Genomic DNA, 25,297 nt, shown 5'->3' with positions numbered 1-25,297 from the left:
GGAGTTTCGTCGCTGGTCGGGGTGGAACTGGCCGGTGCCGGCCGGGTGGGGCAGGTCGGCTCAGGCGTCACCGAGCGCCATGCTGCGTGCGGCGCGGAACGCCTGGTGCGCGTCCCGGTCGGGGTAGGACCAGGGGGCGGTGGTGCGGTGCGGGCCGATCCGGTGGAACAGGGCGGCGGCCTCGGCGGTGCGGCCCTCGCAGTGTTTCGCGTGGGCGAGGAAGTTGAGGTCGACCCGGGAGCGCGGGTGCCCCTCGTGCTCCCACTCCAGCCACCAGTCGAAGGCCGACTTCATCACCTGCCGGGCGCGGCGGCCCGTCCAGTGGCCGGAGAGTTCCGGGTCGGGCGGGATCAGTCCGGCGACGGCCAGCACGCGGTAGCGCTCGGCGTGCGCCACGACCGGAAGCGTCGCCAACGGGGAGTCCGCCGGGGCCTGTTCGGCCGCCCAGGAGGCGAAGTCGTACACCTCGTGGAGCGGGTCCTGCCCTATGTCGGGGCGGCGCTCCGCGAGCCGGGCGATGATCAGGTGGTGAGCGTGGTGGTGCTCCGGGTGGCGGGCCCTGACCTGGTCGTACAGCTGGGTGACCTCCTCCTCGGTGCCGAGGTGGCGGGCCATCAGGAGCAGCGCGAGCCAGGGGGTGGGGTCCTGCGGGAGGCGTTCGGCGGCCGCCCGGCAGGCCTTGCGGGCGCGGTCCGGGCTGCCCTTGCCCGTCAGGGCGCGCTGGACCTCGGCGCAGGCGAGGAGGGCGGCGGCGTCGGCGCTCTCGGGCTCCGCGAGCAGCCAGTCCTGGGCCCAGGCGTGGGTGCCCCTGGGCTCGGCGAGCACCAGCAGCCGGTGCCCGCGCCGGTCCCACTCGTCGCCGGTACGGGCGAGCAGGCTCCGGACGGCGGTCCAGCGGCCCTGAGCCAGCCGTTCGCGCACCTCGACGAGTGCGGCGTCGTCGAGGGCGGGGTCCGGCGGCTGTTCACCGCGACGGCGGGAGCGGCCGAGGAGCGGCGGAGGTGGGGCCATCCGCGGGGTACCTCCACGGCGCGACGAGCCAGCGTTTGATCACGCACAGCAAAGCGGTAGGGGCGGCTCCACGTCAAGGCCGAATAAGTAAAGCGGAGGCCAACTGAAGCTTTCGGCCGCTGAGTTGATGGCGCGCGGGAATAGATAGCCGCAGGTGGGAAGGGGAATGGCCCATAAGGTGGGGGAATGGTTAAGGACTTGACGGACAAGGACGTGACCGGATCCGGACCTGCCGGGCGTCCGCCCCTGCCCCCGTATCTGCTGGCATACCCCGGGCCGTTGCGCGATCGGCTGGTCGCGGCGGTGCTCGCCGGGGAGAAGGTGGCGACGACGGACCTGCTCGCTGAGTACGAGGCGGAGGACGAGGAGCTCCCGCCGGTGGGGCAACGGGCGGCGCTGATCGACTCGCAGGGCCGGGAGGTGGCGGTACTGGAGACCACCGAGGTGCGTGTGCTGAGACTGGGTGACGTCGATCTCCAGCACGCGCTGGACGAGGGCGAGGGGTACACGTCGGTGGCCGAGTGGCGTGCGGCGCACGAGAGGTTCTGGCACGGGGAGGAGATGCGCGAGGCGATGGGGGATCCCGGGTTCGTCGTGGACGACGGGACGATGGTGGTGACGGAGAGGTTCAGGGTGGTGGAGCGGCTCTGAGGAGGGAAGCGCCCCGCCGGCCCGCCCCTTCGGGCGGCACCGGGGGCCGGCCGTCCCCCTCGGACGGTGCCCGGGCCATGGCCGTCCCCCTCGGACGGTGCCAGGCCCTGGCCGCCGTCCTCGGGCGGCGCCAGGCCCTGGCCGCCGCCTCAGCTCACCGCGCGTGCCGCCGCCCGGCCCGCCGCCCTGCCCGAGAAGATGCAGCCGCCCAGGAACGTTCCTTCCAGGGACCGGTACCCGTGGACGCCGCCCCCGCCGAAGCCCGCCGCCTCTCCCGCCGCGTAGACGCCGGGCAGCGGTGTGCCGTCCGGGGTGAGGACACGGGAGGACAGGTCCGTCTCCAGGCCGCCGAGCGACTTCCGCGTCAGGATGTGCAGGCGTACGGCGATCAGCGGGCCCGCCGCGGGGTCCAGGATGCGGTGCGGCGGCGCGGTCCGGATCAGCTTGTCGCCGAGGTATCGCCGGGCCCCGTGGATCGCCGTGACCTGGAGGTCCTTGGTGAAGGGGTTGGCCACCTCGCGGTCGCGGGCCACGATCTGCTGGCGGAGGTCCGCCTCGTCGATGAGGGGTTCCTTGGTCAGCGCGTTCATGCCCCGTACCAGTGAGGCGAGGTCCTTCTCCACCACGAAGTCCGCACCGCGGTCCATGAAGGCCTTCACCGGAGCCGGGACGGCCGCCCGCGCCCGGTCGACGACCCCGCGCACCGACTTGCCCGTCAGGTCCGGGTTCTGCTCGGAGCCCGACAGCGCGAACTCCTTGCCGATGATCCGCTGGTCGAGGACGAACCAGGTGTAGTCGTAACCGGTCTTCATGATGTGGTCGAGCGTGCCGAGCGTGTCGAAGCCCGGGAAGAGCGGGACGGGCAGGCGCTTGCCGCGCGCGTCGAACCAGAGCGAGGAGGGGCCGGGCAGGATGCGGATGCCGTGCCGCTGCCAGATGGGGTTCCAGTTCTGGATGCCCTCGGTGTAGTGCCACATCCGGTCGCGGTTGATGTGGCTGGCGCCCGCCGCCTCCGTGATGCCGAGCATCAGGCCGTCCACGTGCGCGGGCACGCCGGAGAGCAGGTGGGCGGGCGGGGTGCCGAGGCGCTCGGGCCACTGGGCGCGGACCAGGTCGTGGTTGCCGCCGATGCCGCCGGAGGTGACGATCACCGCCTGGGCCCGCAGGGTGAAGTTGCCGGCGACGGTACGGGAACTGGCCGTGCCGCGTTCCGCCGACGAGGGTTCGAGGATCTCGCCCACGACGGTGTCGACGGCTCCGCCGGTGCGCTCCAGACCGGTCACCCGGTGCCGGAAGGCGAAGGTGACCAGGCCGCGTGCCACCCCCTCGCGGACGCGCCGTTCGAAGGGGGCGACCAGGCCGGGGCCGGTGCCCCAGGTGATGTGGAAGCGGGGCACCGAGTTGCCGTGGCCGCCCGCGTCGTAGCCGCCCCGCTCGGCCCAGCCGACCACGGGGAAGAACCGGACGCCCTTCTGGTGCAGCCAGGACCGCTTCTCCCCCGCCGCGAAGTCGACGTATGCCTCGGCCCACTTGCGCGGCCAGGCGTCCTCCTCCCGGTCGAAGCCGGCCGTGCCGAGCCAGTCCTGGAGGGCGAGGTCGCGGCTGTCCTTGACCCGCATCCTGCGCTGTTCGGGAGAGTCGACGAGGAAGAGGCCGCCGAAGGACCAGTGCGCCTGGCCGCCGACCGACTGTTCGGCCTCCTGGTCGAGGAGGATCACCTTGCGGCCGGCGTCGACCAGTTCGGCGGTGGCCACGAGGCCGGCGAGTCCCGCTCCGATGACGATGACGTCCGCGTCGTACCCCTTGGCATCCATGGACCGATCTTCGGTACTCGGCAGTAGCCCGTCAACCGTTCGGCCACCGCTTCGGTGGACCGGCCGACGGGACGGTTGTTGTTGGATGGGCGCATGAGCACTCCTGCTGACGAGATCCTGGACATCGTCGACGAGAACGACGAGGTCGTCGGTCAGGCCCCGCGCGGTGAGGCGACCGCGCGGGGCCTGCGCCACCGCTGTGCCTTCATCCGCGTCAGGGACGCCGCGGGCCGCACCTTCGTGCACCGGCGGACCGCGACCAAACTGGTCTTCCCCTCGCTGTACGACATGTTCGTGGGCGGTGTCGTCGGCGCGGGCGAGTCCTATGACGAGGCGGCGCTGCGCGAGGCGGAGGAGGAACTGGGGGTGTCCGGACTGCCCCAGCCGGTACCGCTGTTCTCGTTCCTGTACGAGAGCCCGGACGGCGCCCACACCTGGTGGTCGCGGGTCTACGAGGTGCGCTGCGAGGTGCCGGTGAACCCGCAGGCCGAAGAGGTCGCCTGGCACGCGTTCCTGGACGAGGAGGAACTGGCGCGGCGGCTGGGCGAGTGGACCTGGGTGCCGGACGGGCTCGCGGCGTACGCGCGGCTGCGGGAGCTGGAGCGATGAGCGGCTTCGTACGCGGGCTGCGGCTGTGGTTCGCACCCCAGCGCATCAGGGAGGAGGGCGACACTCCCGACTACCGGTTCTCGCTGGCGAACGAGCGGACCTTCCTCGCCTGGGTGCGGACGGCCCTGGCGCTGGTGGGGGCCGGGTTCGCGGTCGACCAGTTCCTGCCGGGACTGCGGTGGGCCGTACGGGTCGCGCTGGCGGTGGCGCTGCTGGTGGCGGGCGCCCTGTGCGCGCTGCGGGCGGTGAACCACTGGGTGCGGTGCGAGCGGGCGATGCGGCGCGGGGAGGATCTGCCGGCCACCCGCTTCCCGACCGTGCTGAGCCTGTTGGTGGGGGTGGTCGCGCTGGCGATGGTGGTGGTCGTGCTGTTCGGGTGGGAGGGGTGAGCGTGCCGGGCGGGGCCGGGGGGCCGGAGCGCGACCCCGGTCTCCAGCCGGAGCGGACGCGGCTGGCCTGGCGGCGTACGACCTTGTCCTGCACGGTCGTCGCGGTGCTGGCCGGCAAACAGGCCATCCACGACGGGATCACCGGGGCGGGGGTGGTGGCGGCCGCGCTGAGCGCGCTGGTGTGGGCGGGGTTCCTGATGACGGCGCACCGGCGGATGCGGGAGCTGGACCGGGCACAACCGCAGGTGCTGGCGCCGCGCCGGGCACTGGCCACGGCGTGCGGAGTCCTGGCGCTGGCGGCGTTCGGGGCTGCGGTGATGCGGTGAGTGGCGGTCGTGCCCCCGCGGGGGTGGCCCTGAGAGCGCGGGGGCGCATGCTGCGGTGACGGGGGCCGTACCGCGGTGAGGGTCGGCGGTGCTGCCGTGGGGTGCGTGAGTGGGCAGGGCCACACCGCTTCCGGCTGCTCGTGCAGGGCCACCCCCTGGACGGCATACCGACTGGTCGGCATCATGGTGCGCAGCATCCCGCCCGCAGGCACCCGGAGGTACCCCCATGAGCACCGTCCCCCCGACCGAGCCGACGGCGGACGCACCGCCCGGGCTCGACCCGGAGCGGTTGCGCGCCCATCTCGACACGGAGCGGCCGGGGCTGGTGAGCGGACCGCTGTCCGCCCGGCTGATCGAGGGCGGACGCTCCAATCTGACGTACGAGGTGACGGACGGGAAGACCCGCTGGGTGGTACGGCGGCCTCCCCTGGGTCACGTCCTGGCCACGGCGCACGACATGAAGCGCGAGTTCCGGGTGATCAGCGGGCTGCACCCGACGAAGGTCCCGGTGCCGGAGCCGATCCTGCTGTGCGAGGACGACACGGTGCTCGGATCGCCCTTCTACGTCATGGAGTTCGTGGAGGGAACCCCCTACCGGACGGCCGAGGAACTGGCTGCGCTCGGTGCCGACCGGACCAGGGCCGCCGTGCTCGGCCTGGTGGACACCCTCGTGGAGCTGCACGCCGTGGACCCGGTGGCAGCCGGACTCGGCGACTTCGGGCGGCCCGATGGCTTCCTGGAGCGCCAACTGCGGCGCTGGGGCAAGCAGCTGGATGCCTCCCGCAACCGTGACCTGCCCGGCATCGACGCCCTGCACGCCGCACTCGGCGAGGCCCTGCCCCCGTCCCCCGCACCGACGGTGGTGCACGGTGACTACCGCCTGGACAACGTGCTGATCGGCGGCGAGCAGGACAGCATCCGGGCGATCCTCGACTGGGAGATGTCGACGCTCGGCGACCCGCTGACCGACCTCGGGCTGCTCGTGATGTACGGCACCGAGCTGAATCTGCCCGGCTCCCCCATCTCCACCACCGCCTCGGCGCCCGGCCACCCCTCGACGGACGAGATCGTCGCCCGGTACGCCGCCGCCTCCGGGCGGGACGTGTCGTCGGTGCACTGGTACACGGCGTTCGCCTGGTTCAAGCTCGCCGTCATCCTCGAGGGCATCCACTACCGCTACACGCTCGGGCAGACCGTCGGCGCCGGCTTCGACCGGATCGGCGATCTGGTCCCCGTCTTCATCCAGCACGGCCTGACGACCCTTCAGAAGGGCTGAATCCTGATGGACTTCGCATACGACGCACGGACCGAAGAGCTGCGCGGCAAGCTGCTCGCCTTCATGGACGAGTACGTGTACCCGGCGGAGCGGACCGCCCACGAGCAGCGCGCCCTGCTCGACTCGCCGTGGGACACCCCGGCGGTGGTGGAGGAGCTGAAGACGGAGGCACGGCGGCAGGGACTGTGGAACCTCTTCCTCCCCGACGCGGAGTACGGGGCCGGGCTGACCAATCTCCAGTACGCGCCGCTGGCCGAGATCACCGGGCGCTCCCCGCAGCTGGCACCGACCGCGCTGAACTGTGCGGCGCCGGACACCGGGAACATGGAGCTGCTGTCGCAGTTCGCCACCGACGAGCAGAAGAAGCAGTGGCTGGAGCCGCTGCTCGCCGGGGAGATCCGGTCGGCGTTCGCGATGACCGAGCCGGAGGTGGCCTCGTCCGACGCGACGAACATCGAGACCCGGATCGAGCGTGCGGCGGACGGCTCCGAGTACGTCGTCACCGGCCGCAAGTGGTACATCTCCGGCGCGATGAACCCGGACTGCAAGATCTTCATCGTGATGGGCAAGACCGACCCGGACGGCGCCGACGTGCGCCGCCAGCAGTCGATGATCCTGGTGCCGCGCGACACCCCCGGCGTGGAGATCCGCCGCGCCATGCAGGTGTACGGGTACGAGGACCACTCCCACGGGGGCCACGCCGAGGTCATCTTCGGCGGCGCCCGGGTGCCGGCCGCGAACCTGGTCGGCGAGGAGGGCGGCGGCTTCGCCATCGCGCAGGCGCGGCTCGGCCCGGGCCGCATCCACCACTGCATGCGGCTGATCGGCATGGCGGAGCGGGCCATCGAGCTGATGTGCAGGCGGGCGGTGTCGCGTACCGCGTTCGGCAAGCCGCTGGCCCAGCAGGGCGTCGTGCAGAACTGGATCGCTGACGCCCGGGTGACCGTCGAGCAGCTGCGGCTCCTCGTGCTCAAGACGGCCTGGCTGATGGACACGGTCGGCAACCGGGGCGCACACACCGAGATCCAGGCGATCAAGATTGCGACACCGCGTGCGGTCCTCGGCATCATCGACGACGCGGTGCAGCTGTACGGGGCGGGCGGGGTCAGCCAGGACTTCCCGCTGGCCGAGCTGTGGGCGGGGGCGCGGACGCTGCGGCTGGCGGACGGCCCCGACGAGGTGCACCAGCGGTCGCTGGCGCGGCGGGAGCTGAAGAAGTACCTGTAGGGACTTGGGGCCCTCCTTTCCGCGGCCGCCCCGGCCTGCGGGGAGGAGGGCCAGCCGCCACGCGCGGGGCCCGCCGGTCCGGGGCCCCTGGAGACGGGGCTCCTCAGGGGCGCAGGGCCCGCAGCAGGAGGTCCGCCAGGTGGTCGGCGACCTGCTGCGGGGTGAGCGGTCCGTCGGGCCGGTACCAGGTCGACAGGTGGTGCACGGAACCGAAGTGGTAGTCCACGACCAGGTCCGCGGGTGTCGCGGTGGAGAAGACTCCGGACTGCTGGCCCTCCTCGACCAGGGCGCGGAACCGCTCGTGGTAGCGGCGTCGCTCGGCCCGTACCTGTTTGTCCTTCTCCGGACCCAGGTGGTGCATGGAGCGGAAGAAGATCGACGCGTCGTCGAGGTTCTCGATGGTGGTGACGACGACGTCCGCCGCCGCGTCGCGCAGCCGCCGCTCGACGGGGGCGTCGGCGTCGGCGAAGGCGTCCAGGCGCTCCTGCTGTACGCGCAGCACGCGCGCGTACACCTCGTGCAGCAGGTCGTCCTTGGAGCCGAAGTAGTGGTAGAGGGCGCCCTTGGTGACGCCCGCCGCCTCGACGATCTCCTGGACGGAGGTGCGGTCGTAGCCGCGCTCGGCGAAGAGCCGGGTGGCGGCGGCCAGCAGCCGCTGGGGGACGGGGGTTCCGCCCGGGTCCGTCGTTCTGGCCATTGCCGCCACCTGCCTTGATCCATCGCTCGCGTGCCGTGTGTCCGCACGTGCTGTGCGTCTGTGCTTGCCGGGTGTCTGTGCTTGTTGTGCGTCTGTGCCTGCTGGGTGCCTATGCCTGGGGGGAACGCAGTTCCCGCCGGAGGATCTTCCCACTTGCCGTCTTGGGAAGCTCGGGCAGGATCTCCACCTCGCGCGGGTACTTGTACGCGGCGAGCCTCTGCCTGCAGTACTCCGACAGCTCGTCGGGGGTGGCTTCGGCGCCGGGGCGCAGCCCGACGTACGCCTTGACGCTCTCGCCCCGGTAGGCGTCGGGGACGCCGACCACGGCGGCCTCGCGCACCGCCGGGTGGGTGTAGAGGACGTCCTCCACCTCGCGCGGCCAGACCTTGAAGCCGGACGCGTTGATCATGTCCTTCTTGCGGTCGACGACGTACAGCCAGCCCTCGGCGTCCATGAACCCGATGTCGCCGGTGCGCAGTTCGCCGTCCGGGAACGCCTCGGCGGTGGCCCCGGGCAGCCGCCAGTAGCCGGAGACGACCTGCGGGCCGCGCACCGCGATCTCGCCGTGCACGCCCAACGGCACGTCCGCGCCCTTCTCGTCGACGATCCGCACCACCGTGTCGGGGCCCGGCACACCGACCGACAGCGTCCCGGACTCCGGGTCGACCGGCGCCTCGTGCTGCGGCGGTACGGACGCGCAGGGTGCCGTGCACTCGGTGAGCCCGTAGCCGTTGCGGATGTAGGGGCCCAGGCCGGTCCGGAACCGCTCCACCAGCGCGGGCGGCAGCGGGGCGCCGCCCGAGGAGATCACCTGGAAGGAGGCGAAGTGCTCCCTGCTCACGCCCGGGGTCGCCGCCAGTGCCATGAACGCCGTCGAGGGGCCGACGGTGTACGCGGGCCGGTGCTCGGCGAAGGCGTCCAGGACCACCTGGGGGTGGAAGCGGTAGGCCAGGACGAGGGTGCCGGCGTTGGTCAGACAGGCGGCCAGCTGGCAGACCATGCCGGTGATGTGGAAGAGCGGGGCGAGGGCGAAGTAGGAGGACCCCTCGGCGATGGGGTGGCCGGCGCGCTGGCGCTCCGCGTTGTACATGATGTTGCCGTGGGAGTTCATCGCCCCCTTGGGTGTGCCGCTGGTGCCCGACGTGTAACTGATCAACGCCGTGTCACCCGTGCCGGGTTCCCGTCCCGCAGGTGCGTCCAGTCCCGCGCGGGCGGCCTCGGTCAGGTCGTCCGCGTCGTCGGCCGGCGGCAGCCGCTCGAAGTCCAGCACCCGCGCGTCGTGGGTGCTCTGCAGATCGAGCTCGCATGCCGTCAGCACGGTCGTGACGCCCGGCGCGGCGGCCGCCGTCGCACGCAGGTACGCATCCCACGCCCGGTCCGAGCAGATCAGCGCGGAGACCTCGGCGTCCTTCAGGACATGGCCCACCTCGGCCGACTTGTACATCGGGTTGAGGGGGACGACCGTCGCCCCCGCCTTCCACGCGCCGAGCAGGGCGAGGACGAAGTGCGGCGAGTTCTGGAGCATGATCGCGACGCGGTCGCCCCGCCGCAGGCCCTTCGCGGCGAGGTGTCCGGCGACCGAGTCGGACAGCGCGTCCGTCTCGCGGTAGCTCAGGCGTCCGTCGAAGTAGGCGAGCGCCGGCCGGTCCGGGGCGCGTCGCGCGCTCTCCCGGAAGGCGTGCAGCAGCGTCGGCGCCGGGCTGACCGGGGACCGCTGGGCCTCGCTGAGCAGGTGCAGCCAGGGCTTGGCCGCGTAGACCGAGTCCGCGGCCGGCCGTGCGTGCGCCTCGGGTGCCGGTCCGCTCATCGGGCGTGGCCCTCCCACTTCTGCTGGAGCTGGTTCATGCCGGCCAGCCAGCGGTCCGGGTCACCGGCCCTGGCCCGGTAGTAGTCGGCCACCTCGGGGTGCGGCAGGATCAGGAACCGGTCGGCCTCGATGCCCGCGAAGAGCGCGTCCGCGACGTCCTCCGGTTCGATGGCGGTCGGCGCGAGCACCAGGTCGCCGGCCGATCCCGCGGAGGTCAGCATGTCCGTCCTGACCCCCTGCGGACAAATGGCGTGCACCTTGACGCCCTGGTGGCGGTAGGTCAGCGACAGCCATTCAGCGAAGGCGAGCGCACCGTGCTTGGTGACGCTGTACGGGGCTGCGCCGATCATGGTGAGCAGGCCGGCCGCGGAGACGGTGGACACGAACCGGCCGCTCCCCCGCTCCAGCCAGCCGGGCAGCAGGGCGCGGGCGGCCCGGACGTGGGCCATCACATTGACGTCCCAGGCGGTTTCCCAGAGGTCCTCGGCGAAGGGGTCGCCGCCGCAGCCCACCCCCGCGTTGGCGCAGTACACGTCGATGGTGCCGCCGAGGGCTTCGCGGGCCTCCTCGACCACGGCCGAGGCGTCCCCGGGGACGGCGGTCGCGCCGATCTCGGCCGCGACGGCCTCAGCCTTGCCCGCGTCCAGGTCGTTGACCACGACCCTGGCCCCCTCGGCGACGAACCTGCGGGCCAGGGCGGCACCTATGCCGCCTCCCGCGCCCGTTACGACCACTCCCGCACCCTGCACCGCGTCCATCCGGGGCCACCTCTCACTCTCGGCTCTGCGCGCAGACTAACCAGTCGGTATGGAGAGAGGAAAGGGGGTGAGCCCGCTCGATCCGTGGCGCGCTCCGTTCCGCGGGCCCCGGTGAGCGGCTAGCGTGCGCGGACATGACAGTCCGGCCGATCACGGAGGTTGCGCGATGAGCTTGTCGAGACGGGGACTGCTGGCGGCGGGCGGCGGCATGGCGGGAGCGCTGACCGCCACCGGATCCGCCGGGGCCGCGGAGACCGCCGGGGCCCCGGCGGCCGGCGGGCCGGGGGGTGGTGCGCGTCCCCGGGTGCGTACCGGATTCGACCGCCTGGCCGCCGACGGCTACCGCATGCTGCGCGGCCGCACCGTGGGCATCGTCACCAACCCCACCGGCATCACCGCCGAGGCCCGCCACGTCGTCGACGTGATGCACGCCGACGACCGGGTGGACCTCACCGCCGTCTTCGGCCCGGAGCACGGCTTCCGGGGCACCGCACAGGCCGGCGGGTCCGAGGGCCGCTACGACGACCCGGCGACCGGACTCCCGGTCTACGACACGTATCTGAAGAGCGGGCAGCCGCTCGCCGACATCTTCACCGCGTCCGGCGTGGACACCGTCCTGTTCGACATCCAGGACGCCGGCGCGCGCTTCTACACGTACATCTGGACGCTGTACGACTGCATGGTGGCGGCCCGGCTCGCGGGCAAGCGGTTCGTGGTCCTGGACCGGCCGAATCCGGTGACCGGTCGGGCAGCGCTGGGGCCCGTGCTCGATCGGGCGTTCGCGACGTTCGTCGGGCGGGAGCCGATCGCCCAGGCGCACGGGATGACGGTGGCGGAGCTGGCGCTCCTGTTCAACTCGGAGTTCCTGGGGCGGCCGGTGCCGCTGGAGGTGGTGCGGATGAGCGGCTGGCGGCGGGACGACTTCTTCGACGCGACCGGGCTGCCGTGGGTGCCGCCGAGCCCCAACATGCCTACTGCGGACACCGCGTTGGTCTACTCGGGGACCTGCCTGTTCGAGGGGACGAACCTCTCGGAGGGGCGGGGCACGACCCGGCCGTTCGAACTGCTCGGCGCTGAGGGCATCGACCGGCGGTGGGCCGAGGCGGCGAACGCGGAGGGACTTGACGGGGTGCGCTTCCGGGAGGCCTACTTCACGCCGACGTTCTCGAAGTTCCAGGGGAAAACGGTGGGCGGCGTCCAGCTCCATGTGCACGCGAGGGAGTCGTACGACCCGGTGCGCACCGGCATCGCGCTGCTGGTGACGGCGAAGAGGGCGTGGAGCGGTTTCGCCTGGCGGCCCGACCACTGGATCGACAGGCTCACCGGGAACACCCGGGTGCGCACCATGATCGACGCGGGGGCGGGCACGGACGAGGTGGTGGCCGCCTGGCAGGCGGACCTCGCGGCGTTCCGGCGGATCAGACGGGAGCACCTGCTGTACCGGTGAACCGCACGCCCTGCACGCCCTGCCCGGCCGCGTCGGTCCGCGGGGTCCGCGGGGTCCGCGCCTGCCGGGCGCCGCCCGCCGCCTGCTGGTCCGGTCCTCGTCGTGGGAGCGGGTGTCCTGAACCCGACCCGGCTTGCTCCCCCCGTACCGGTTCCGTGCGGGAACCACCCGAACACCCCTCTGCGCTGCTCTTCCTGGGAATGCCGGGTGCGGCTTCCGGCCACCGAGTGGCCGGAGGGAACCGTGCGAATCCGGGCCAATTGTTCCGTGATGGGGCCCATCGGATTTTCGATGGAGCCGAAACGGGCACTCGTACGTCCATTCATCGACGCCGAAGTACCAGCGACGGAGGTGGCAGTGCGATGGCCGGTTTTCGGAGTCTCGCCAGACAGGTACGTGACCCGAGGTGTGACCTGGCGTTGCGAAGGTATTCGCTGCGCAAGTGCCTGGAGAGGTTCGCCCCTTACGGGCACCGGGCGACCTGGGACCATCTGTGCTCCCGGCACGGATTCGGCCCCGAGGACAGAGCGCCCGATCCGGTGCGGCTGGTGGCCGCGCTGGAGGAACTGGAGGAGGCGCGGGCCGTCTGGCTCGCCTACGAGGTGGAGTTCGCCGAGCGGCGCAAGCGCGAGAAGCACGACGGGCTGCGGCGGCCGGGCTCCTTCGACGACTGGCACCGGCGGACCTGGGGCGGTTTCGGGGTCGCGTGGTGCGACGATCCGGCGGTCCATCCGTCGGCACCGCTGGCCGAGGTGTTGCGCGGGCTGATCTCCGCTCTGGAGTCGGCGCCCGGTGCGCACTGTCCGGTGTGCGCGTCCGACAGGATGGTCTGGAAGCAGGACATGGTCCACGAACCGTGGTTCGGGCCTGTCTGCACGGACTGCGGGATCCTCGTGCCGCAGCCCGTCCTGACGCCCCGGGCGCTGGCGGAGGCCAAGCGGGTACGGCGCCGGGAGCTGGCGTCCGTGGCATGAGCACGCGGGGCGCGGCGGTGCCCGGCCCGTGGCGCAGCTTCCCCGTGCGGGCGGGCCGCCGGGCACGGACGGCCCGGTGGCGGACGGGCGGGCCCCGGCCGCCGCTCGGGAGGCACTGGTTCAGATGTGCGGTGTTTCCCCGCGACAGCCGTGCGAATGCTCAGTGCATGGCTGATTGTCAGTGCCGGGTGTCACCATCGAATGCATGGTCGAACCCTTGATTCAGGTCTGTCTGAACGGACAGCGCGGTCCCGGCGACGGTGCGGCGGTCCCGGTGACCCCGGACGCCATGGCCCGGTCCGCCGCCGCCGCGGTGGCGGCGGGCGCCGGTGAGGTGCATGTGCACCCCAAGACGCCCTGCGGGGACGACACCCTGTCGCCCCACGTCCTCGCCGCCACCCTCACGGCGATACGTGCCGTGGTGGACGTGCCCGTCGGCGTGACCACCGGCGCCTGGACGGAGCCGGAACCGCAGCGGCGCATCGAGCGCATCGCGTCCTGGACGGTGCTGCCCGACCACGCCTCGGTGAACTGGCACGAGCCGGGCGCCGAGGAGGTCGCCGAGGCGCTGCTCGCGCGCGGGGTCGCGGTCGAGTCGGGGCTCTGGTCGGGCACCGACGGAGTGCGGAAGTTCCTCGGTTCCCCGCTGGCCGCCAGATCCCTGCGGGTGCTGGTGGAGGTGACCGACCCCGATCCGCTCACCGCGGAGGACTCCGCGCTCCAGTTCCTGGCCGAGCTCGCGCGCGGGGGCGGGGTGGGCGCGAAGGGGGACGTGCGCGGGGCGCCGATGCTGCTCCACGGCGAGGACGGCGGCGCCTGGCCGGTGCTCGCGCTGGCGAGGCGGCTGGGGCTGGCCACCAGGATCGGCCTGGAGGACACCCTGCTGCTCCCCGACTCCACCCCCGCCGCGTCGAACGCCGAACTGGTGGGCGCCGCCCGCCAGATCACCTGGCCGGTGGAGGGGCCCTGACCGCACTGCCGGCGCACGGCACCGGCCGTCGCGTCAGGCCTTCTTGCGCCTCTCGGCCATCAGGCGCGAACCACTGATCTGCTCACCGACGACGTCGTCCGGGTTGGACAGCACGCAGGTCTCCAGCGACAGGCAGCCGCAGCCGATGCAGTCGGTGAGGTGGTCGCGCAGACGGCCCAACTGGGTGATCCGGGCGTCGAGTTCGGTCCGCCAGTGCTCGGAGAGGCGGGCCCAGTCCTCGCGGTTCGGGGTGCGTTCCTCGGGGAGCTCGGCGAGCGCGTCGCGGATGGTGGCCAGCGGGATGCCCACCCTTTGCGCGGCCCGGACGAAGGCGACCCTGCGCAACGTGTCGCGGTCGTACCTGCGTTGGTTGCCGGAGGTGCGGCGGCTGCTGATCAGGCCCTTGGCTTCGTAGAAGTGCAGAGCGGAGACAGCGGCCCCGCTTCGCGCGGACAGCTGGCCGACGGTGAGCTCATGAACCTTGAATGGAATCTGCGGCACTCCGTGAAGCCTAGTGGCCGTCCGTTGACAGGAACACACAGCCCCCACCATCCTGAGCAAACGCTTAGCCAAGTGATGAGGAGCTCAAGGATGGCCGCCGAGCCGAGGATCTTCACGTCCGCCGAGGAGCTGTCCGCCGCGGTGGGCGAGCAGCTGGGGCACAGTGACTGGCTGGAGATCGACCAGAAGCGGATCGACCTGTTCGCCGACGCGACCGGCGACCACCAGTGGATCCATGTGGACCCGGAACGGGCAGCGAAGGGCCCCTTCGGGACGACGATCGCGCACGGCTATCTGACGCTGTCGCTGCTGCCGACGTTCGTGCCGCAGGTGCTGCGGGTCGAGGGGGCGAAGATGGGCATCAACTACGGGACCGGCAAGGTCCGTTTCCCGGCGACCGTGCCGGTCGGCTCGCGGCTGCGCGCCACGGCCGTGCTGCTGGACGTGTCCGAGGCGGGCGGCGGCGTGCAGGTCACGGCGAAGGTGACGGTCGAGCGCGAGGGCGGCGACAAGCCGGTGTGCGTGGCCGAGTCCCTCTCGCGCTACTACTTCTGAGCCGGGCTCCCCTGACGACGACCGAGCCCGGACCGGACCGTCGCCGAACCCGCCCCGGACCGTCGCCGAGCCCGCCCCGGGCCGTTGCCGAGCCCGCCCCGGACCGTCGCCGAGCCCGCCCCGGACCGTCGCCGAACCCGCCCCGGACCGTCGCCGAGCCCGGCCCGGCCGGCTGCCACCGTTTCACGAGGCGACAGCCGCGCCCCGGTCACGGGGCGGCGGCCACCATCCGCAGGACGAGGTCGGCGTAGAGCGCACCGACCTCGTCGGGGGTGCGCCTGCCCTCGACGTTGAACCAGCGCGCCACGTCGATGCACAGCGACAGCACGGCGAGCGTGGTGCCGGACACGTCGGGGACGTCGAACTCACCGGCCTTCACCCCGTCGTTGATGATGCGCCGCACCGCCGCGTCGCTCCTGCGCCGCAGCTCGACGATCTCGCTGCGGTGCTCGGTGGCGAGCGCGTCGAGCTCGTACTGGACGACGCGCGCGGTGGTGTGGTGCGCGGCATGCCACCGTACGAACGTGGTGACGGCGTCCGTGAGGCGTTCGGCGGCGCTGCCGTCACCGTCGGCGGCGGTCTCCAGGATGCGCAGGGCCTTGTCGTGGCCGATGCGGCTGATCCGGTGGAGCAGCTCTTCCTTGGTCTTGTAATGGATGTAGAGCGCGGCCGGGCTCATGCCCGCCCGGCCCGCGATGTCGCGGGTCGTGGTGGCGTGGTAGCCGCGCTCGGCGAAGGCGTCGACGGCGGCGACGAGCAACCGTCTGGCCGCCTCCGGGGCGACCTCGCTCCAGGCCCGGTCCTCGTCGCCGACGCCCTCGGTGCCTTCGGGCGCGTCCTTGGCCGTGCTCATCACTGCTCCCTTCGGCCGGTGCCGTGCCGGTTGCGGCAGGACGCACACCATACCCCGGGGCTCTGAGCAAGCGCTTAGCGCGGGACTCCCGCGGAACCGGGACGGCTACAGCTTCGTGAAGGGGTCGTGCTCGGCGAGGATCTTGTCCAGGCGGGCCTGGTCGACGCGGCTGACGAGCTGGCCCGCCTCCTGCCTGTCCCTGATGACCTTGGCCAGGGTGAAGGCCGAGGTGGTGAGGTAGAGGAGGCCGATGCCGAGGAAGGCGCGCACCCAGCCGCTGGCGTCGAGGTAGACGATGCCGCCGACCATGGCGCCCAGCGCGATGGCGAAGGACGCCACGGCCTGGCCGTAGAAGGCTCCGGTGTTCTGCTGCTTGACCGCTGTCTCACTCATACCGGAACTGTGCGCCCGCCCTCCGGCGCGCACTACCCGTACAGGTACTCAGAAACGTACTCAGAAGGCCGAGACCCCCGTCAGCGCACGGCCGATGACCAGCTTCTGGATCTGGCTGGTGCCCTCGTACAGGGTCATCACGCGGGCGTCGCGCAGCAGCTTGCCCGCCGGGTACTCGTCGATGTATCCGTAACCGCCGTGCACCTGGAGGGCGTTGTTGGCGGCGCGGACGGCGGCCTCGGAGGCGAACAGCTTGGCCTTGGAGGCCTCGGTGACGAAGGGCTTGCCGCGGTCGATCAGGTCGGCGACGCGCCAGGTCAGCAGGCGGGCGGCGTCCACGTCGACCGCGATGTCCGTGATCAGCTCCTGGACGAGCTGGTGGTGGGCGATGGTCTTGCCGAACTGCTCGCGCTCACCGGCGTACGCCAGGGCCGCCTCCAGCGCCGCCTGTGCGATGCCCACACAGCCGACCGCCACCGACATCCGGCCCTTGGCGAGGGCGGACATGGCGACCGAGAAGCCCTTTCCCTCGGGCGCGAGCAGTGCGGAGGCGGGCACCCGGACATCCTCGAAGACGAGTTCGGCGGTGGCCTGGCCGCGCAGGCCCAGCTTGCCGTGGAGCGTGCGGCGGCTCAGACCGGGGGTGTCGGTGGGCACGAGGAAGGCGGAGACGCCCTTGTGACCGGGAGCGCCGGTGGAGCGGGCGAACAGCAGGACGACGTCGGCCCAGGTGCCGTTGGTGATGAACGTCTTGGTGCCGTTGACGACGAAGTCCTCGCCGTCCCGGACGGCCCGGGTGCTCAGGTTGCCGGCGTCCGACCCGGTGCCGGGTTCGGTCAGGCCGAAGCAGCCGAGACTCTCGCCCGAGGTGAGCCCCGGCAGCCACTGCCGCTTCTGCTCCTCGCTCCCCCAGGCGGCGATCGTCTTGGCGACCAGACCCAGCGATACGGAGACGATGCCGCGCACCGAGGAGTCGCCGCGGCCGAGTTCCTCGGTGACCAGGCAGTAGGCGAGGTGGTCGCCACCGGAGCCGCCGTACTCCTCGGGGACCGTGAGGCCGAGGAAGCCGAGCGCGCCCAGCTTCTTCACGATTCCCCGGTCCACGTTCTCCGCGCGGTCCCACGCGACGACGTGCGGGGTGACCTCGCGGGCGACGAAGTCGCGGGCGAGCTGCCGGACGGCACTCTGTTCCTCGCTGAGTTCCAGGTTCACGGCTGCCACCTCGCTGGTCGGGGGAATGCGGGTCGCCGGAGCGCGCAGTACTCCGGAAGGGTCGGTCCAGATTTAAATTAGCACTGCTAGTTTCTGATGCGCAGCCCTACTATGAGCCGCATGGCCCGACCGCGCAAGCCCCTGTTGAGCAGAGACCGCATCGTCGAGACGGCGAGCGCGCTCGTGGACTCCGAGGGCCTGGACGCGGTCTCCACCCGGCGGCTCGCGGCCGAGCTCGGGGTCAGCGGCCCCTCCCTCTACAACCACTTCCGCAACAAGGACGAGATCCTGGAGGCGGTCGCGGACGCGGTCTCCGCCAAGGTCGACCTGTCGATGTTCGAGGAGGGCGACCCCCGCGACTGGCGGGCGGCGCTGCACGCGTGGGCCCTCTCGTACCGTGCGGCGCTCACCGAGCACCCGCACATCGTTCCGGTCCTGGCGAGCGGCCCCGGGCGCAGGCCCGCCGGACTGAAGGTGGCCGACGCGGTGTTCGGGGCGATGGTGCGGGCCGGCTGGCCGCCCGCGCAGGCGACGTACATCGGGGCGCTGATGCGCTACTTCATCACCGGGTCGGCACTGGGGTCCTTCGCGCGCGGTTTCGTCGACGACGAGGCGGCGTACGACCCGGCGGACTATCCGCACCTGGGGCAGGCGCATCTGCTCGCCGAGCATCAGGAGAAGGTCGACGAGGGCGCCTTCGCGACCGGGCTGCGGGCCCTGCTGGACGGGCTGGAGTGCCAGTACGACGCCCTCCGCACAGTTCGGTCCGCGCCGAAGGGTTTGTAGGGCACTCTGGAGGGATGGCGCCTACTTCCCCTCCCTCCGCTTCCGGCACCCACGCGTCGCCCGGGGCGCGGCTGGCCTCCTTCGCCTCCCTGCTGGCCGACGAGACCCGCGCCGTCTTCCTGCTCTCCCTGCTGGACGGCCGCGCCTGGACCGCGAGCGAGCTCGCCCGGCAGGCGGGTGTCGCCGCCTCCACCGCGAGCGAGCACCTGGGCCGACTCGTCACGGCCGGACTGCTCGCCGAGGAACGCCAGGGGCGGCACCGCTACGTACGGCTGGCGGACAGCACCGTCGCCCAGCTGATCGAGGCGGTCGCCGGGCACGCGATCCCGGGCCGCGACAGCCCGCACAGCCTGCGCGCCGCCGGCGCGAGCAACGCCATGGCGCGGGGCCGCACCTGTTACGACCATCTCGCCGGGCGTCTGGGCATCGCCGTCACGGAGGCGATGGGGCGGCGCGGCCTGCTGCTGGCCGAGCGCAGCTTCGCACTCACCGACGCGGGCCTGGCGTGGTTCGGGGCGCTCGGCCTCCAGCTGGAAAAGCCCAGGGCCCGCCGGCCGACCGTCAGTGCGTGCCTGGACTGGACCGAACGCAAGCGCCACCTCTCGGGCATCGCGGGCGCGGAGCTGTGCCGTCACGCCCTCGCGAAGCAGTGGTGCGAACGGATCGGCACCGAGCGCGCGGTACGGGTCACACCGGCGGGCGAGCGGGCCCTGCACGACCTGCTGGGCATCGACGCGGACATACTTCGGTGACAACCGAACTGTTCATGCCCTAGCATCGCGGCATGACCAACTCTCCCTCCCCCTCGGCACGTTCCGAGGCCCGCTCCGAGCCGCTCGCGCTGGTCGCCGCCGGGGTCACCGTCGTCCTGTGGGCGTCGGCCTTCGTCTCGATCCGCAGCGCCGGCGAATCCTACGCACCGGGGGCGCTGGCGCTCGGCCGGCTGCTCTCCGGCTCGCTCGTCCTGGTCGCGCTCCTGCTGATACGCAGGGAGGGCCTGCCGCCGCGCGCCGCCTGGCCGGGGATCATCGTGTCCGGCCTGCTGTGGTTCGGCGGCTACGCGGTCCTCCTCAACTGGGGCGAGCAGCTGGTCGACGCGGGTACGGCCTCGCTGGTGGTGAACGTGGCGCCGATCCTGATGGCGCTGCTGGCAGGACGGTTCCTGGGCGAGGGGCTGCCGCCGCGCCTGCTGGCCGGGATGGCGGTGTCTTTCGCGGGTGCCGCGATCGTCGGCATCTCGATGTCGGGCAGCGGTGGTACGTCGCTGCTGGGCGTGGCGCTCTGTCTGCTGGCCGCCGTGGCGTACGCGATCGGCGTGGTCGCGCAGAAACCCGCGCTGGTGCACGCCAGTCCGCTCCAGGCGACGGCGTACGGGTGCCTGATCGGGGCGGTGGCCTGCCTGCCGTTCTCCGGCCAACTGGTCGACGACCTCGCCCACGCGCCGCTGTCGGCGACGCTCAACATGGTCTACCTGGGTGTCTTCCCGACCGCTCTGGCCTTCACCACCTGGGCGTACGCGCTGAAGCGGACGACGGCGGGAAAGATGGGCGCGACCACGTACGCGGTGCCCGCGATCGTGGTGCTGATGTCCTGGTTGCTGCTGGACGAGATTCCGGGCTGGATCACGCTGCTCGGTGGCGTGGTGTGCCTGGCGGGGGTGACGGTGTCCCGCTCGCGGTCGCGGCGGGCGGTGGCGCCGGTGGGGGCTACGGAGGCCGCTGCGGTGGGAGCCGCTCCGGCGGGGACCGCTCCGGTGAGGACCGCTCCGGCGGGGGCCAAGGACGCCCCCACCGAGGCCGGGAAGGTCTAGCCGAGAGTGCCCGGCCGCTTCCCCCGGGGACCCGGCTCCGCACGGCACCCGGGGAAGACCACCAGGACTCAGGGGAAGACCACCAGCGCCCGGCCGCCCTTGCCCGCGAGCATGTTGTCGAATGCGGCCGGGATGCCGTCCAGGGCGATGTGCTCGGTGACCATCGACGCCAGGTCGAGGCGGCCCGCCCGGACGTGCTCGGCGAGTACCGGGAGGTCGCGGGCCGGGTCGCTGTTTCCGTACACGCAGCCGCTGAGCGTGCGGCCCCAGTGGAAGAGCTCCAGCGCGTGGAAGGTGACCTGCTGGTCCTTGCCGCCGATGCCGACGACGGTGGTGCGGCCGCCGCGCCGGGTGGACTCCCAGGCGGTACGGATGGTGGTGGCGCGGCCCACGCACTCGATGGCCACGTCGGCACCGTGGCCCCCGGTGAGCCTGCGGACGTCCTTGGCGGTGGTGTCGGAGGCGATGAGGTAGTCGGTGGCCCCGGCCGCGGTGGCCAGTTCCTCCTTGGCCGGGGAGACGTCCACGGCGACGATCTGCGCGGCACCGGCGATGCGGGCGGACTGGATCGCGGCGAGACCGACGCCGCCGACGCCGTACACGACGACGGTCTCGCCCTCGCGGACGCGGGCGCTGTGGTGGACGGCGCCGTACCCGGTGAGGACGGCGCAGCCGAGGAGCGCGGCGTCGGTGAGCGGAATGCCGGCCGGGGCGGGGAGTACGCACTTCGCAGCGACGACGGTCTCCTCGGCGAAAGCGGCGACATTGAGGCCGGGGTGCAGGTCGGTGCCGGAGTCGGTGCCGTCCGCGGAGGGCCGGGTACGGGCGTGTACGTTGCCGGCGCCGGTCAGCGCGTCGGCGCAGAGCCAGACCTCGCCGAGCTCGCAGGCGTGGCAGCTGCCGCAGGACGGCGCCCAGTTGAGGACCACGTCGTCGCCGGGGGCGAGGTGGGTGACGCCCTCGCCCACGGCCGTCACGGTGCCGGCGCCCTCGTGGCCGAGGACGGCGGGCAGGGGAAGGCGCATGGTGCCGTTGGTGAGGGAGAGGTCGGAGTGGCAGACGCCGGCGGCGGCGAGGCGGAGGCGGACCTGGCCGGGGGCGGGGGCGGGGAGGTCGATGTCGGTGACTTCGAGGGGGGCGTGGGGGGCGCGGATGATGGCGGCGCGGGTCATTTGGGCTCCAGGAGGCGGGGGTGCGGGCGGAGTGGGGTGGGGTGCGGGGCGGGGTGCCGGGGCCCTGGTGGGGCGGGACCCCGGGTGGGCGGGACCGAGGTGTTCGGCTCCGCCGGGGGCCGCCCCCTTGCCCGCCCGTTCCGCCCCCGGGGGGCGGCCCCGCCGCCCAAGGGGGCTGGGGAGGGGGCAGGTGGAAGGGTCAGAACTGGAGGGATTTGGTGTGGAGGTATTCGGAGAGGCCGTGGGGGCCCAGTTCGCGGCCCACGCCGGACTGCTTGTAACCGCCGAAGGGGGCAAGCGGGTTGAAGCGGCCTCCGTTGATGTCGACCTGGCCGGTGTCCATGGTCCGGGCGAACGCCGCCGCCGTCTCCCGGTCCGCCGCCCAGACCGCCCCGGCCAGCCCGTACACCGTGCCGTTGGCGATGCGCAGGGCGTCGGCCTCGTCCTCGTAGCGGAGGATCGAGAGCACCGGGCCGAAGATCTCCTCCTGGGCGATGGTCATCTCGGGGGTGACGTCGGCGAAGACGGTCGGTGAGACGTAGTAGCCCTTGTCGAAGGGGGCCTCGGGGCCGCCGGCCGCCACCCGGGCGCCCTCCTCGATGCCCTTCGCGATGTAACCGCGCACCCGTTCCTGCTGCTTGGCGTTGACCAGCGGGCCGACGCGCTCGCCCGGCGCGTACTTGGCGACCGCGTCGGCGGCGAGCGAGACCGCCTCGTCGTAACTGTCCCGGTGGACCAGCATGCGGGTCCACGCGCTGCACGTCTGGCCGGAGTTGGACATGACGTTGGCGACGCCGACGTTGACCGCCTTGGCCAGGTCGGCGCCGGGCAGGATGACGTTCGCGGACTTGCCGCCCAGTTCCAGGGCGACCCGCTTGACGGCCGCTCCCGCGGTCGCGCCGATCTGCCGACCGACGGCGGTCGAGCCGGTGAAGGACACCAGGTCGACGCCCTCGTGCCCGGCCAGCGCCTGGCCCGCGACCGGGCCGAGTCCGGTCACCAGGTTGAACACCCCGGCGGGCAGGCCCGCCGCGTGCACCACCTCGGCGAAGAGCTGCGCGGTCAGCGGGGTGTCCTCGGCGGGCTTGAGGACGACCGTGCAGCCGGCCGCCAGGGCGGGTGCCACCTTGGCGACGATCTGGTGCAGCGGGTAGTTCCAGGGTGTGATCGCACCCACCACGCCGACCGGCTCGGAGTAGACGGTCGAGTTGCCGAGCTTCTCCTCGAAGGGGTACGTCGCGGCCAGTTCCGCGTACGAACCCGCGACCAGGACCGGCAGCCCGGCGTGCACGGCCTCGGCGAGCGCGGGCGGGGCCCCGAGTTCGGCGGTGACCGTCGCCGCGATCTCGTCCTTGCGGGCGGCGAGACCGTCGCGCAGCGCACCGATCAGTGCGGCCCGATCGGCCTGCGGGGTGGCCGCCCAGCCGGGGAACGCGGCCCGCGCCGCGCTCACGGCGGCGTCCACATCGGCCGCCGTACCGGCCGGGACGTACGCGATGACCTGCTCGTCGGCAGGATTCACCACGGGGATGGTGTCCTTACCCACGGCGGGGCGCCACTCCCCGCCTATGTACATGCCGTCGTGTGCCTGCGTTGCCATGGTCTTCCTCCTGCACCGGGCCGGTCGTCGTCCGGACCCCAAACTAGCGGTGTTAGTTTTTCGGCGCCAGAGGCGGCCCCGGCCACATCGGCGGCCGATCCACCTCGACGGCCGGCCCACGTCGGCGGCCGGCCCACGTCAGCGGCCGGCCCACGTCAGCGGCCGGCCCACGTCAGCGGCGGCTGCGCGCCGGGGTCATCCGATGCGGCTGCCCGGCTCCCGGCCCGCCGCCGTCACCTCCACCGGGAAGCCGTTCAGTACGGCCGTCCCCGACAGCGGGTCAAGACGGGACCCGTCCAGAAGCTGGTTGACGTTGACGCCCGGCCGCGCCTCCGCGACGCTCAGCCGGGTGCCCGGCCGGTCGTGGCCCCAGCCGTGCGGCAGGCTCACCACTCCGCTGCGTACCGTGTCGGTGATCTCCACCGGAGCCTCCACGGCCCCGCCGTCCCCGGTGATCCTGGCGCTCGCGCCGTCCGTCAGGCCGAGCCGCCGCGCGTCGTCGGGGTGGACCTGGAGGGTGCAGTGGTTGGAGCCGCGGTTCAGGGCGGGGACGTTGTGCATCCAGCTGTTGTTGGAGCGCAGGTGCCTGCGGCCGACCAGGACCAGGGCGCGCTCTCCGCGCCGCTCCCCCAGTGCCCTGCGCAGTCGCGGCAGATCCGCGGCGATGGGGTCGGGCAGGAGTTCGACGAGGCCGCTGCGGGTCTTCAGGACCTGGCCGAGCCGCGGCTTGAGCGGGCCGAGGTCGATGCCGTGCGGGGCCGCCCTGAGCTTCTCCAGGGTCAGTCCTTCGTACGGGCCGAGCCTCAGCATCAGGTCGAGGCGGCGCTCGGGCCCGCTGCCGCCGGTGAGGCGCCCGGCCAGTTCCGCCGGGGCTCCGGCCTTCGCGAGCGTACGCGTGATGACCGACTCGTCCACGGTGGCGGGGTCGGCCCCGTGCATGCCGCCGACCGCGAGCACCAGCCTGGCGTGGATCTCGCACTCGTCCATCCTGCCCGGTTCGAGGGGAAGGGCGGCCGGTGTGTAGCGGACCTGGTCGTGGACGGCGAAGCCGTTGAAGGCGAAGTCGAAGTGGGCGCTGCGGGAGGGCGGCGGGGGCGGCAGGACGACGTCCGCGTGGCGGGAGGTCTCGTTGAGGTACGGATCGACGCAGACCATGAAGTCCAGTCCTTCGGCGAGCGCCGCGTCGAGCCGGTCGCCGTCGGGTGCGGAGAGGACGGGGTTGGCGGCGATGGAGATCAGTGCGCGGATGCGCCCCTCCCCCGGGGTGGCGATCTCCTCGGCGAGGGCGGCGAGCGGCAGTTCCCCCTTGGCCTCGGGGTGTCCGCCGACCCTGCTGCGCCACCTGCCGAGGTCGAATCCCCTTCCGGGGCCGGGGGTACGCGGCTTCGGCGAGGTGGCGGAGAGCGGGAAGAGCGCGCCGCCGGGGCGGTCCAGGTTGCCGGTCAGGACGTTCAGTACGTCGATGAGCCAGTTGGCGAGCGTCCCGAACTCCACCGTGGAGTTGCCCACCCGCCCGTACACCGCGGCCGTGGGCGCCGCCGCCAGCTCGCGTGCCACCGCGCGGATCTCGTCCGCCGGTACGTCGCACACCCCGGCGACCGCCTCGGGGGTGAACTCCTCGACCGCCGAAGCGACTTCGTCGAGACCCTGCACCTGCCCTGCGAGCTCCCCGAGCGCCACCAGCTTCTCCTCGAAGAGGACGTGCGCCAGGGCCGCGAGCAGCGCCGCGTCCGCGCCGGGGCGGATCGCGAGGTGCCGGTCGGCCAGCTTGGCGGTACGGGTGCGGCGCGGGTCGACCACCGTGAGGGTGCCGCCGCGGGCCCGCAGGGCCTTCAGCTTGCCGGGGAAGTCGGGGGCGGTGCACAGGCTCCCGTTGGATTCCAGCGGGTTGGCGCCGAGCAGCAGGAGGTGGTCGGTGCGGTCCAGGTCGGGTACCGGGATGGCGAAGGGGTCACCGAAGAGCAGCCCGCTGGACACGTGCTTGGGCATCTGGTCGACCGTGCTCGCGGTGAACAGGTTGCGGGTGCCGAGCGCGGCGAGCAGGGCGGGCGGGTACAGGGCGCCCGCCATGGTGTGGACGTTGGGGTTGCCGAGGACGACGCCGACGGCGTTGCCCCCGTGCTCCTCGACGAGCGGCCGGACGCGGGCCGCGATCAGGTCGAAGGCCTCGGTCCAGCTCGCCTCCCTGAGTGTCCCGTCGACCCGGATCAGGGGGGCGGACAGCCGGTCGGGGTCGGAGTCGAGAGCGCCGAAGGCGGCGCCCTTGGGGCAGATGAAGCCGCGGCTGAAGATGTCGTCCGCGTCGCCGCGGGCACCGGTGACGCGCGAACCCTCCAGGGTGAGGGTCAGTCCGCAGGTGGCTTCGCAGAGCGGGCAGATGCGCGGGGCGGTGCGGGAGCTGTCGGGCATGGGTTCTCCCCGTGGCGGCGTCGGTGGCGCATGGGCGCAGCCGAGCATAC

General features: G+C 72.6%; 25 protein-coding genes. 13 read left to right on the top strand and 12 right to left on the bottom strand.

Going from position 1 to position 25,297, the window contains the following annotated elements:
- Nucleotides 1–60: 60 nt before the first annotated feature.
- Nucleotides 61–1,011: a hypothetical protein gene (locus ACFWVV_RS26155; RefSeq protein WP_384349179.1), complete on the bottom strand. Its 951-nt coding sequence runs from the start codon at nt 1,009–1,011 to the stop codon at nt 61–63.
- 186 nt (nt 1,012–1,197) lie between these two features.
- Between ACFWVV_RS26155 and ACFWVV_RS26150 the strand changes: the two genes are divergently transcribed.
- On the top strand, nt 1,198–1,662 hold the full coding sequence (locus ACFWVV_RS26150) for an ASCH domain-containing protein (RefSeq protein ID WP_384349182.1): 465 nt from the start codon (nt 1,198–1,200) through the stop codon (nt 1,660–1,662).
- A gap of 149 nt (nt 1,663–1,811) precedes the next feature.
- Here ACFWVV_RS26150 and ACFWVV_RS26145 read toward each other — a convergent pair whose 3' ends face one another.
- The gene (locus ACFWVV_RS26145) at nt 1,812–3,476 is read right to left on the bottom strand and encodes an FAD-binding dehydrogenase (RefSeq protein ID WP_384349184.1); all 1,665 of its coding nucleotides are present in this window, start codon (nt 3,474–3,476) and stop codon (nt 1,812–1,814) included.
- Nucleotides 3,477–3,569: 93 nt separating this feature from the next.
- Here ACFWVV_RS26145 and ACFWVV_RS26140 point away from each other — a divergent pair, with 93 nt between their 5' ends.
- From ACFWVV_RS26140 to ACFWVV_RS26120, 5 genes are all read left to right on the top strand, one after another.
- Complete coding sequence (locus ACFWVV_RS26140; protein ID WP_384349186.1) at nt 3,570–4,085, top strand: NUDIX domain-containing protein; 516 nt, start codon at nt 3,570–3,572, stop codon at nt 4,083–4,085.
- The gene (locus ACFWVV_RS26135) at nt 4,082–4,474 is read left to right on the top strand and encodes a YidH family protein (protein ID WP_384349189.1); all 393 of its coding nucleotides are present in this window, start codon (nt 4,082–4,084) and stop codon (nt 4,472–4,474) included. Before ACFWVV_RS26140 ends, ACFWVV_RS26135 begins: the two co-directional genes overlap by 4 nt.
- Nucleotides 4,471–4,800, top strand: coding sequence for a DUF202 domain-containing protein (locus tag ACFWVV_RS26130; protein ID WP_384349191.1), 330 nt, complete (start codon nt 4,471–4,473; stop codon nt 4,798–4,800). Before ACFWVV_RS26135 ends, ACFWVV_RS26130 begins: the two co-directional genes overlap by 4 nt.
- 226 nt (nt 4,801–5,026) lie before the next feature.
- Nucleotides 5,027–6,076, top strand: coding sequence for a phosphotransferase family protein (locus ACFWVV_RS26125; RefSeq protein WP_384349194.1), 1,050 nt, complete (start codon nt 5,027–5,029; stop codon nt 6,074–6,076).
- A 6-nt stretch (nt 6,077–6,082) separates the two neighbouring features.
- Nucleotides 6,083–7,303 (top strand): acyl-CoA dehydrogenase family protein, encoded by a 1,221-nt coding sequence (locus ACFWVV_RS26120; RefSeq protein WP_384349195.1) that lies wholly within the window; start codon nt 6,083–6,085, stop codon nt 7,301–7,303.
- 103 nt (nt 7,304–7,406) lie between these two features.
- Here the strand turns inward: ACFWVV_RS26120 and ACFWVV_RS26115 are convergent, their stop codons facing one another.
- The 3 genes from ACFWVV_RS26115 to ACFWVV_RS26105 form a co-directional block, all read right to left on the bottom strand.
- A complete protein-coding gene (locus ACFWVV_RS26115; protein WP_384349197.1) occupies nt 7,407–8,000 on the bottom strand; it encodes a TetR/AcrR family transcriptional regulator in 594 nt (197 codons plus the stop codon).
- Between the two features lie 109 nt (nt 8,001–8,109).
- Nucleotides 8,110–9,807: a class I adenylate-forming enzyme family protein gene (locus ACFWVV_RS26110; RefSeq protein WP_384349200.1), complete on the bottom strand. Its 1,698-nt coding sequence runs from the start codon at nt 9,805–9,807 to the stop codon at nt 8,110–8,112.
- Nucleotides 9,804–10,565, bottom strand: coding sequence for an SDR family oxidoreductase (locus tag ACFWVV_RS26105; RefSeq protein ID WP_384349203.1), 762 nt, complete (start codon nt 10,563–10,565; stop codon nt 9,804–9,806). Before ACFWVV_RS26105 ends, ACFWVV_RS26110 begins: the two co-directional genes overlap by 4 nt.
- A 166-nt stretch (nt 10,566–10,731) precedes the next feature.
- Between ACFWVV_RS26105 and ACFWVV_RS26100 the strand changes: the two genes are divergently transcribed.
- The 3 genes from ACFWVV_RS26100 (at nt 10,732) to ACFWVV_RS26090 (ending at nt 13,956) form a co-directional block, all read left to right on the top strand.
- Entirely contained in the window at nt 10,732–12,012 is a 1,281-nt protein-coding gene (locus ACFWVV_RS26100; RefSeq protein ID WP_384349206.1) for an exo-beta-N-acetylmuramidase NamZ domain-containing protein, read from the top strand.
- Nucleotides 12,013–12,374: 362 nt separating this feature from the next.
- Nucleotides 12,375–12,986, top strand: coding sequence for a hypothetical protein (locus ACFWVV_RS26095; protein ID WP_384349209.1), 612 nt, complete (start codon nt 12,375–12,377; stop codon nt 12,984–12,986).
- Between the two features lie 217 nt (nt 12,987–13,203).
- Nucleotides 13,204–13,956, top strand: a complete 753-nt coding sequence (locus ACFWVV_RS26090; RefSeq protein ID WP_384349455.1) for a 3-keto-5-aminohexanoate cleavage protein — start codon at nt 13,204–13,206, stop codon at nt 13,954–13,956.
- Between the two features lie 33 nt (nt 13,957–13,989).
- On the opposite strand, the gene soxR is transcribed toward ACFWVV_RS26090, so the two are convergent.
- Entirely contained in the window at nt 13,990–14,457 is a 468-nt protein-coding gene (gene soxR, locus ACFWVV_RS26085; protein WP_384349211.1) for a redox-sensitive transcriptional activator SoxR, read from the bottom strand.
- A 90-nt stretch (nt 14,458–14,547) separates the two neighbouring features.
- Between soxR and ACFWVV_RS26080 the strand changes: the two genes are divergently transcribed.
- The gene (locus ACFWVV_RS26080; protein ID WP_384349213.1) at nt 14,548–15,012 is read left to right on the top strand and encodes a MaoC family dehydratase; all 465 of its coding nucleotides are present in this window, start codon (nt 14,548–14,550) and stop codon (nt 15,010–15,012) included.
- A gap of 208 nt (nt 15,013–15,220) precedes the next feature.
- On the opposite strand, the gene ACFWVV_RS26075 is transcribed toward ACFWVV_RS26080, so the two are convergent.
- The 3 genes from ACFWVV_RS26075 to ACFWVV_RS26065 form a co-directional block, all read right to left on the bottom strand.
- Complete coding sequence (locus ACFWVV_RS26075; protein ID WP_384349215.1) at nt 15,221–15,865, bottom strand: TetR family transcriptional regulator; 645 nt, start codon at nt 15,863–15,865, stop codon at nt 15,221–15,223.
- Between the two features lie 105 nt (nt 15,866–15,970).
- Nucleotides 15,971–16,258: a YiaA/YiaB family inner membrane protein gene (locus ACFWVV_RS26070; RefSeq protein ID WP_384349218.1), complete on the bottom strand. Its 288-nt coding sequence runs from the start codon at nt 16,256–16,258 to the stop codon at nt 15,971–15,973.
- Between the two features lie 60 nt (nt 16,259–16,318).
- Nucleotides 16,319–17,470, bottom strand: a complete 1,152-nt coding sequence (locus tag ACFWVV_RS26065) for an acyl-CoA dehydrogenase family protein (protein WP_384349221.1) — start codon at nt 17,468–17,470, stop codon at nt 16,319–16,321.
- 120 nt (nt 17,471–17,590) lie between these two features.
- Here ACFWVV_RS26065 and ACFWVV_RS26060 point away from each other — a divergent pair, with 120 nt between their 5' ends.
- The 3 genes from ACFWVV_RS26060 to ACFWVV_RS26050 are packed head-to-tail and all read left to right on the top strand — an operon-like array spanning nt 17,591 to nt 20,066.
- Entirely contained in the window at nt 17,591–18,256 is a 666-nt protein-coding gene (locus tag ACFWVV_RS26060; RefSeq protein ID WP_384349224.1) for a TetR/AcrR family transcriptional regulator, read from the top strand.
- 14 nt (nt 18,257–18,270) lie between these two features.
- Entirely contained in the window at nt 18,271–19,008 is a 738-nt protein-coding gene (locus ACFWVV_RS26055) for an ArsR/SmtB family transcription factor (RefSeq protein ID WP_384349227.1), read from the top strand.
- 32 nt (nt 19,009–19,040) lie between these two features.
- Nucleotides 19,041–20,066, top strand: a complete 1,026-nt coding sequence (locus ACFWVV_RS26050; RefSeq protein WP_384349230.1) for a DMT family transporter — start codon at nt 19,041–19,043, stop codon at nt 20,064–20,066.
- Nucleotides 20,067–20,134: 68 nt separating this feature from the next.
- Here ACFWVV_RS26050 and ACFWVV_RS26045 read toward each other — a convergent pair whose 3' ends face one another.
- The 3 genes from ACFWVV_RS26045 to ACFWVV_RS26035 all read right to left on the bottom strand — a co-directional run bounded on the left by ACFWVV_RS26045 (nt 20,135) and on the right by ACFWVV_RS26035 (nt 25,247).
- Nucleotides 20,135–21,238 carry a zinc-binding dehydrogenase gene (locus ACFWVV_RS26045; protein WP_384349233.1) on the bottom strand — a complete coding sequence of 368 codons (1,104 nt, stop codon included), beginning with the start codon at nt 21,236–21,238 and terminating at the stop codon, nt 20,135–20,137.
- A gap of 199 nt (nt 21,239–21,437) precedes the next feature.
- A complete protein-coding gene (locus ACFWVV_RS26040) occupies nt 21,438–22,838 on the bottom strand; it encodes an aldehyde dehydrogenase family protein (RefSeq protein WP_384349236.1) in 1,401 nt (466 codons plus the stop codon).
- Between the two features lie 195 nt (nt 22,839–23,033).
- Entirely contained in the window at nt 23,034–25,247 is a 2,214-nt protein-coding gene (locus ACFWVV_RS26035; RefSeq protein ID WP_384349239.1) for a molybdopterin oxidoreductase family protein, read from the bottom strand.
- Nucleotides 25,248–25,297: the final 50 nt, after the last annotated feature.

Source organism: Streptomyces sp. NPDC058663 (genome assembly GCF_042716745.1).
Classification (GTDB): domain Bacteria; phylum Actinomycetota; class Actinomycetes; order Streptomycetales; family Streptomycetaceae; genus Streptomyces.
This window is presented reverse-complemented; position numbering and strand designations above follow the sequence as displayed.

Excerpts from the sequence above, each read along its gene's own strand:
- ACFWVV_RS26155 (WP_384349179.1), bottom strand. The coding sequence starts at position 1,011 with ATGGCCCCACCTCCGCCGCTCCTCGGCCGCTCCCGCCGTCGCGGTGAA.
- ACFWVV_RS26150 (WP_384349182.1), top strand. The coding sequence starts at position 1,198 with ATGGTTAAGGACTTGACGGACAAGGACGTGACCGGATCCGGACCTGCC.
- ACFWVV_RS26145 (WP_384349184.1), bottom strand. The coding sequence starts at position 3,476 with ATGGATGCCAAGGGGTACGACGCGGACGTCATCGTCATCGGAGCGGGA.
- ACFWVV_RS26140 (WP_384349186.1), top strand. The coding sequence starts at position 3,570 with ATGAGCACTCCTGCTGACGAGATCCTGGACATCGTCGACGAGAACGAC.
- ACFWVV_RS26135 (WP_384349189.1), top strand. The coding sequence starts at position 4,082 with ATGAGCGGCTTCGTACGCGGGCTGCGGCTGTGGTTCGCACCCCAGCGC.
- ACFWVV_RS26125 (WP_384349194.1), top strand. The coding sequence starts at position 5,027 with ATGAGCACCGTCCCCCCGACCGAGCCGACGGCGGACGCACCGCCCGGG.
- ACFWVV_RS26120 (WP_384349195.1), top strand. The coding sequence starts at position 6,083 with ATGGACTTCGCATACGACGCACGGACCGAAGAGCTGCGCGGCAAGCTG.
- ACFWVV_RS26115 (WP_384349197.1), bottom strand. The coding sequence starts at position 8,000 with ATGGCCAGAACGACGGACCCGGGCGGAACCCCCGTCCCCCAGCGGCTG.
- ACFWVV_RS26110 (WP_384349200.1), bottom strand. The coding sequence starts at position 9,807 with ATGAGCGGACCGGCACCCGAGGCGCACGCACGGCCGGCCGCGGACTCG.
- ACFWVV_RS26105 (WP_384349203.1), bottom strand. The coding sequence starts at position 10,565 with ATGGACGCGGTGCAGGGTGCGGGAGTGGTCGTAACGGGCGCGGGAGGC.
- ACFWVV_RS26100 (WP_384349206.1), top strand. The coding sequence starts at position 10,732 with ATGAGCTTGTCGAGACGGGGACTGCTGGCGGCGGGCGGCGGCATGGCG.
- ACFWVV_RS26095 (WP_384349209.1), top strand. The coding sequence starts at position 12,375 with ATGGCCGGTTTTCGGAGTCTCGCCAGACAGGTACGTGACCCGAGGTGT.
- ACFWVV_RS26080 (WP_384349213.1), top strand. The coding sequence starts at position 14,548 with ATGGCCGCCGAGCCGAGGATCTTCACGTCCGCCGAGGAGCTGTCCGCC.
- ACFWVV_RS26075 (WP_384349215.1), bottom strand. The coding sequence starts at position 15,865 with ATGAGCACGGCCAAGGACGCGCCCGAAGGCACCGAGGGCGTCGGCGAC.
- ACFWVV_RS26070 (WP_384349218.1), bottom strand. The coding sequence starts at position 16,258 with ATGAGTGAGACAGCGGTCAAGCAGCAGAACACCGGAGCCTTCTACGGC.
- ACFWVV_RS26060 (WP_384349224.1), top strand. The coding sequence starts at position 17,591 with ATGGCCCGACCGCGCAAGCCCCTGTTGAGCAGAGACCGCATCGTCGAG.
- ACFWVV_RS26055 (WP_384349227.1), top strand. The coding sequence starts at position 18,271 with ATGGCGCCTACTTCCCCTCCCTCCGCTTCCGGCACCCACGCGTCGCCC.
- ACFWVV_RS26050 (WP_384349230.1), top strand. The coding sequence starts at position 19,041 with ATGACCAACTCTCCCTCCCCCTCGGCACGTTCCGAGGCCCGCTCCGAG.
- ACFWVV_RS26045 (WP_384349233.1), bottom strand. The coding sequence starts at position 21,238 with ATGACCCGCGCCGCCATCATCCGCGCCCCCCACGCCCCCCTCGAAGTC.
- ACFWVV_RS26040 (WP_384349236.1), bottom strand. The coding sequence starts at position 22,838 with ATGGCAACGCAGGCACACGACGGCATGTACATAGGCGGGGAGTGGCGC.
- ACFWVV_RS26035 (WP_384349239.1), bottom strand. The coding sequence starts at position 25,247 with ATGCCCGACAGCTCCCGCACCGCCCCGCGCATCTGCCCGCTCTGCGAA.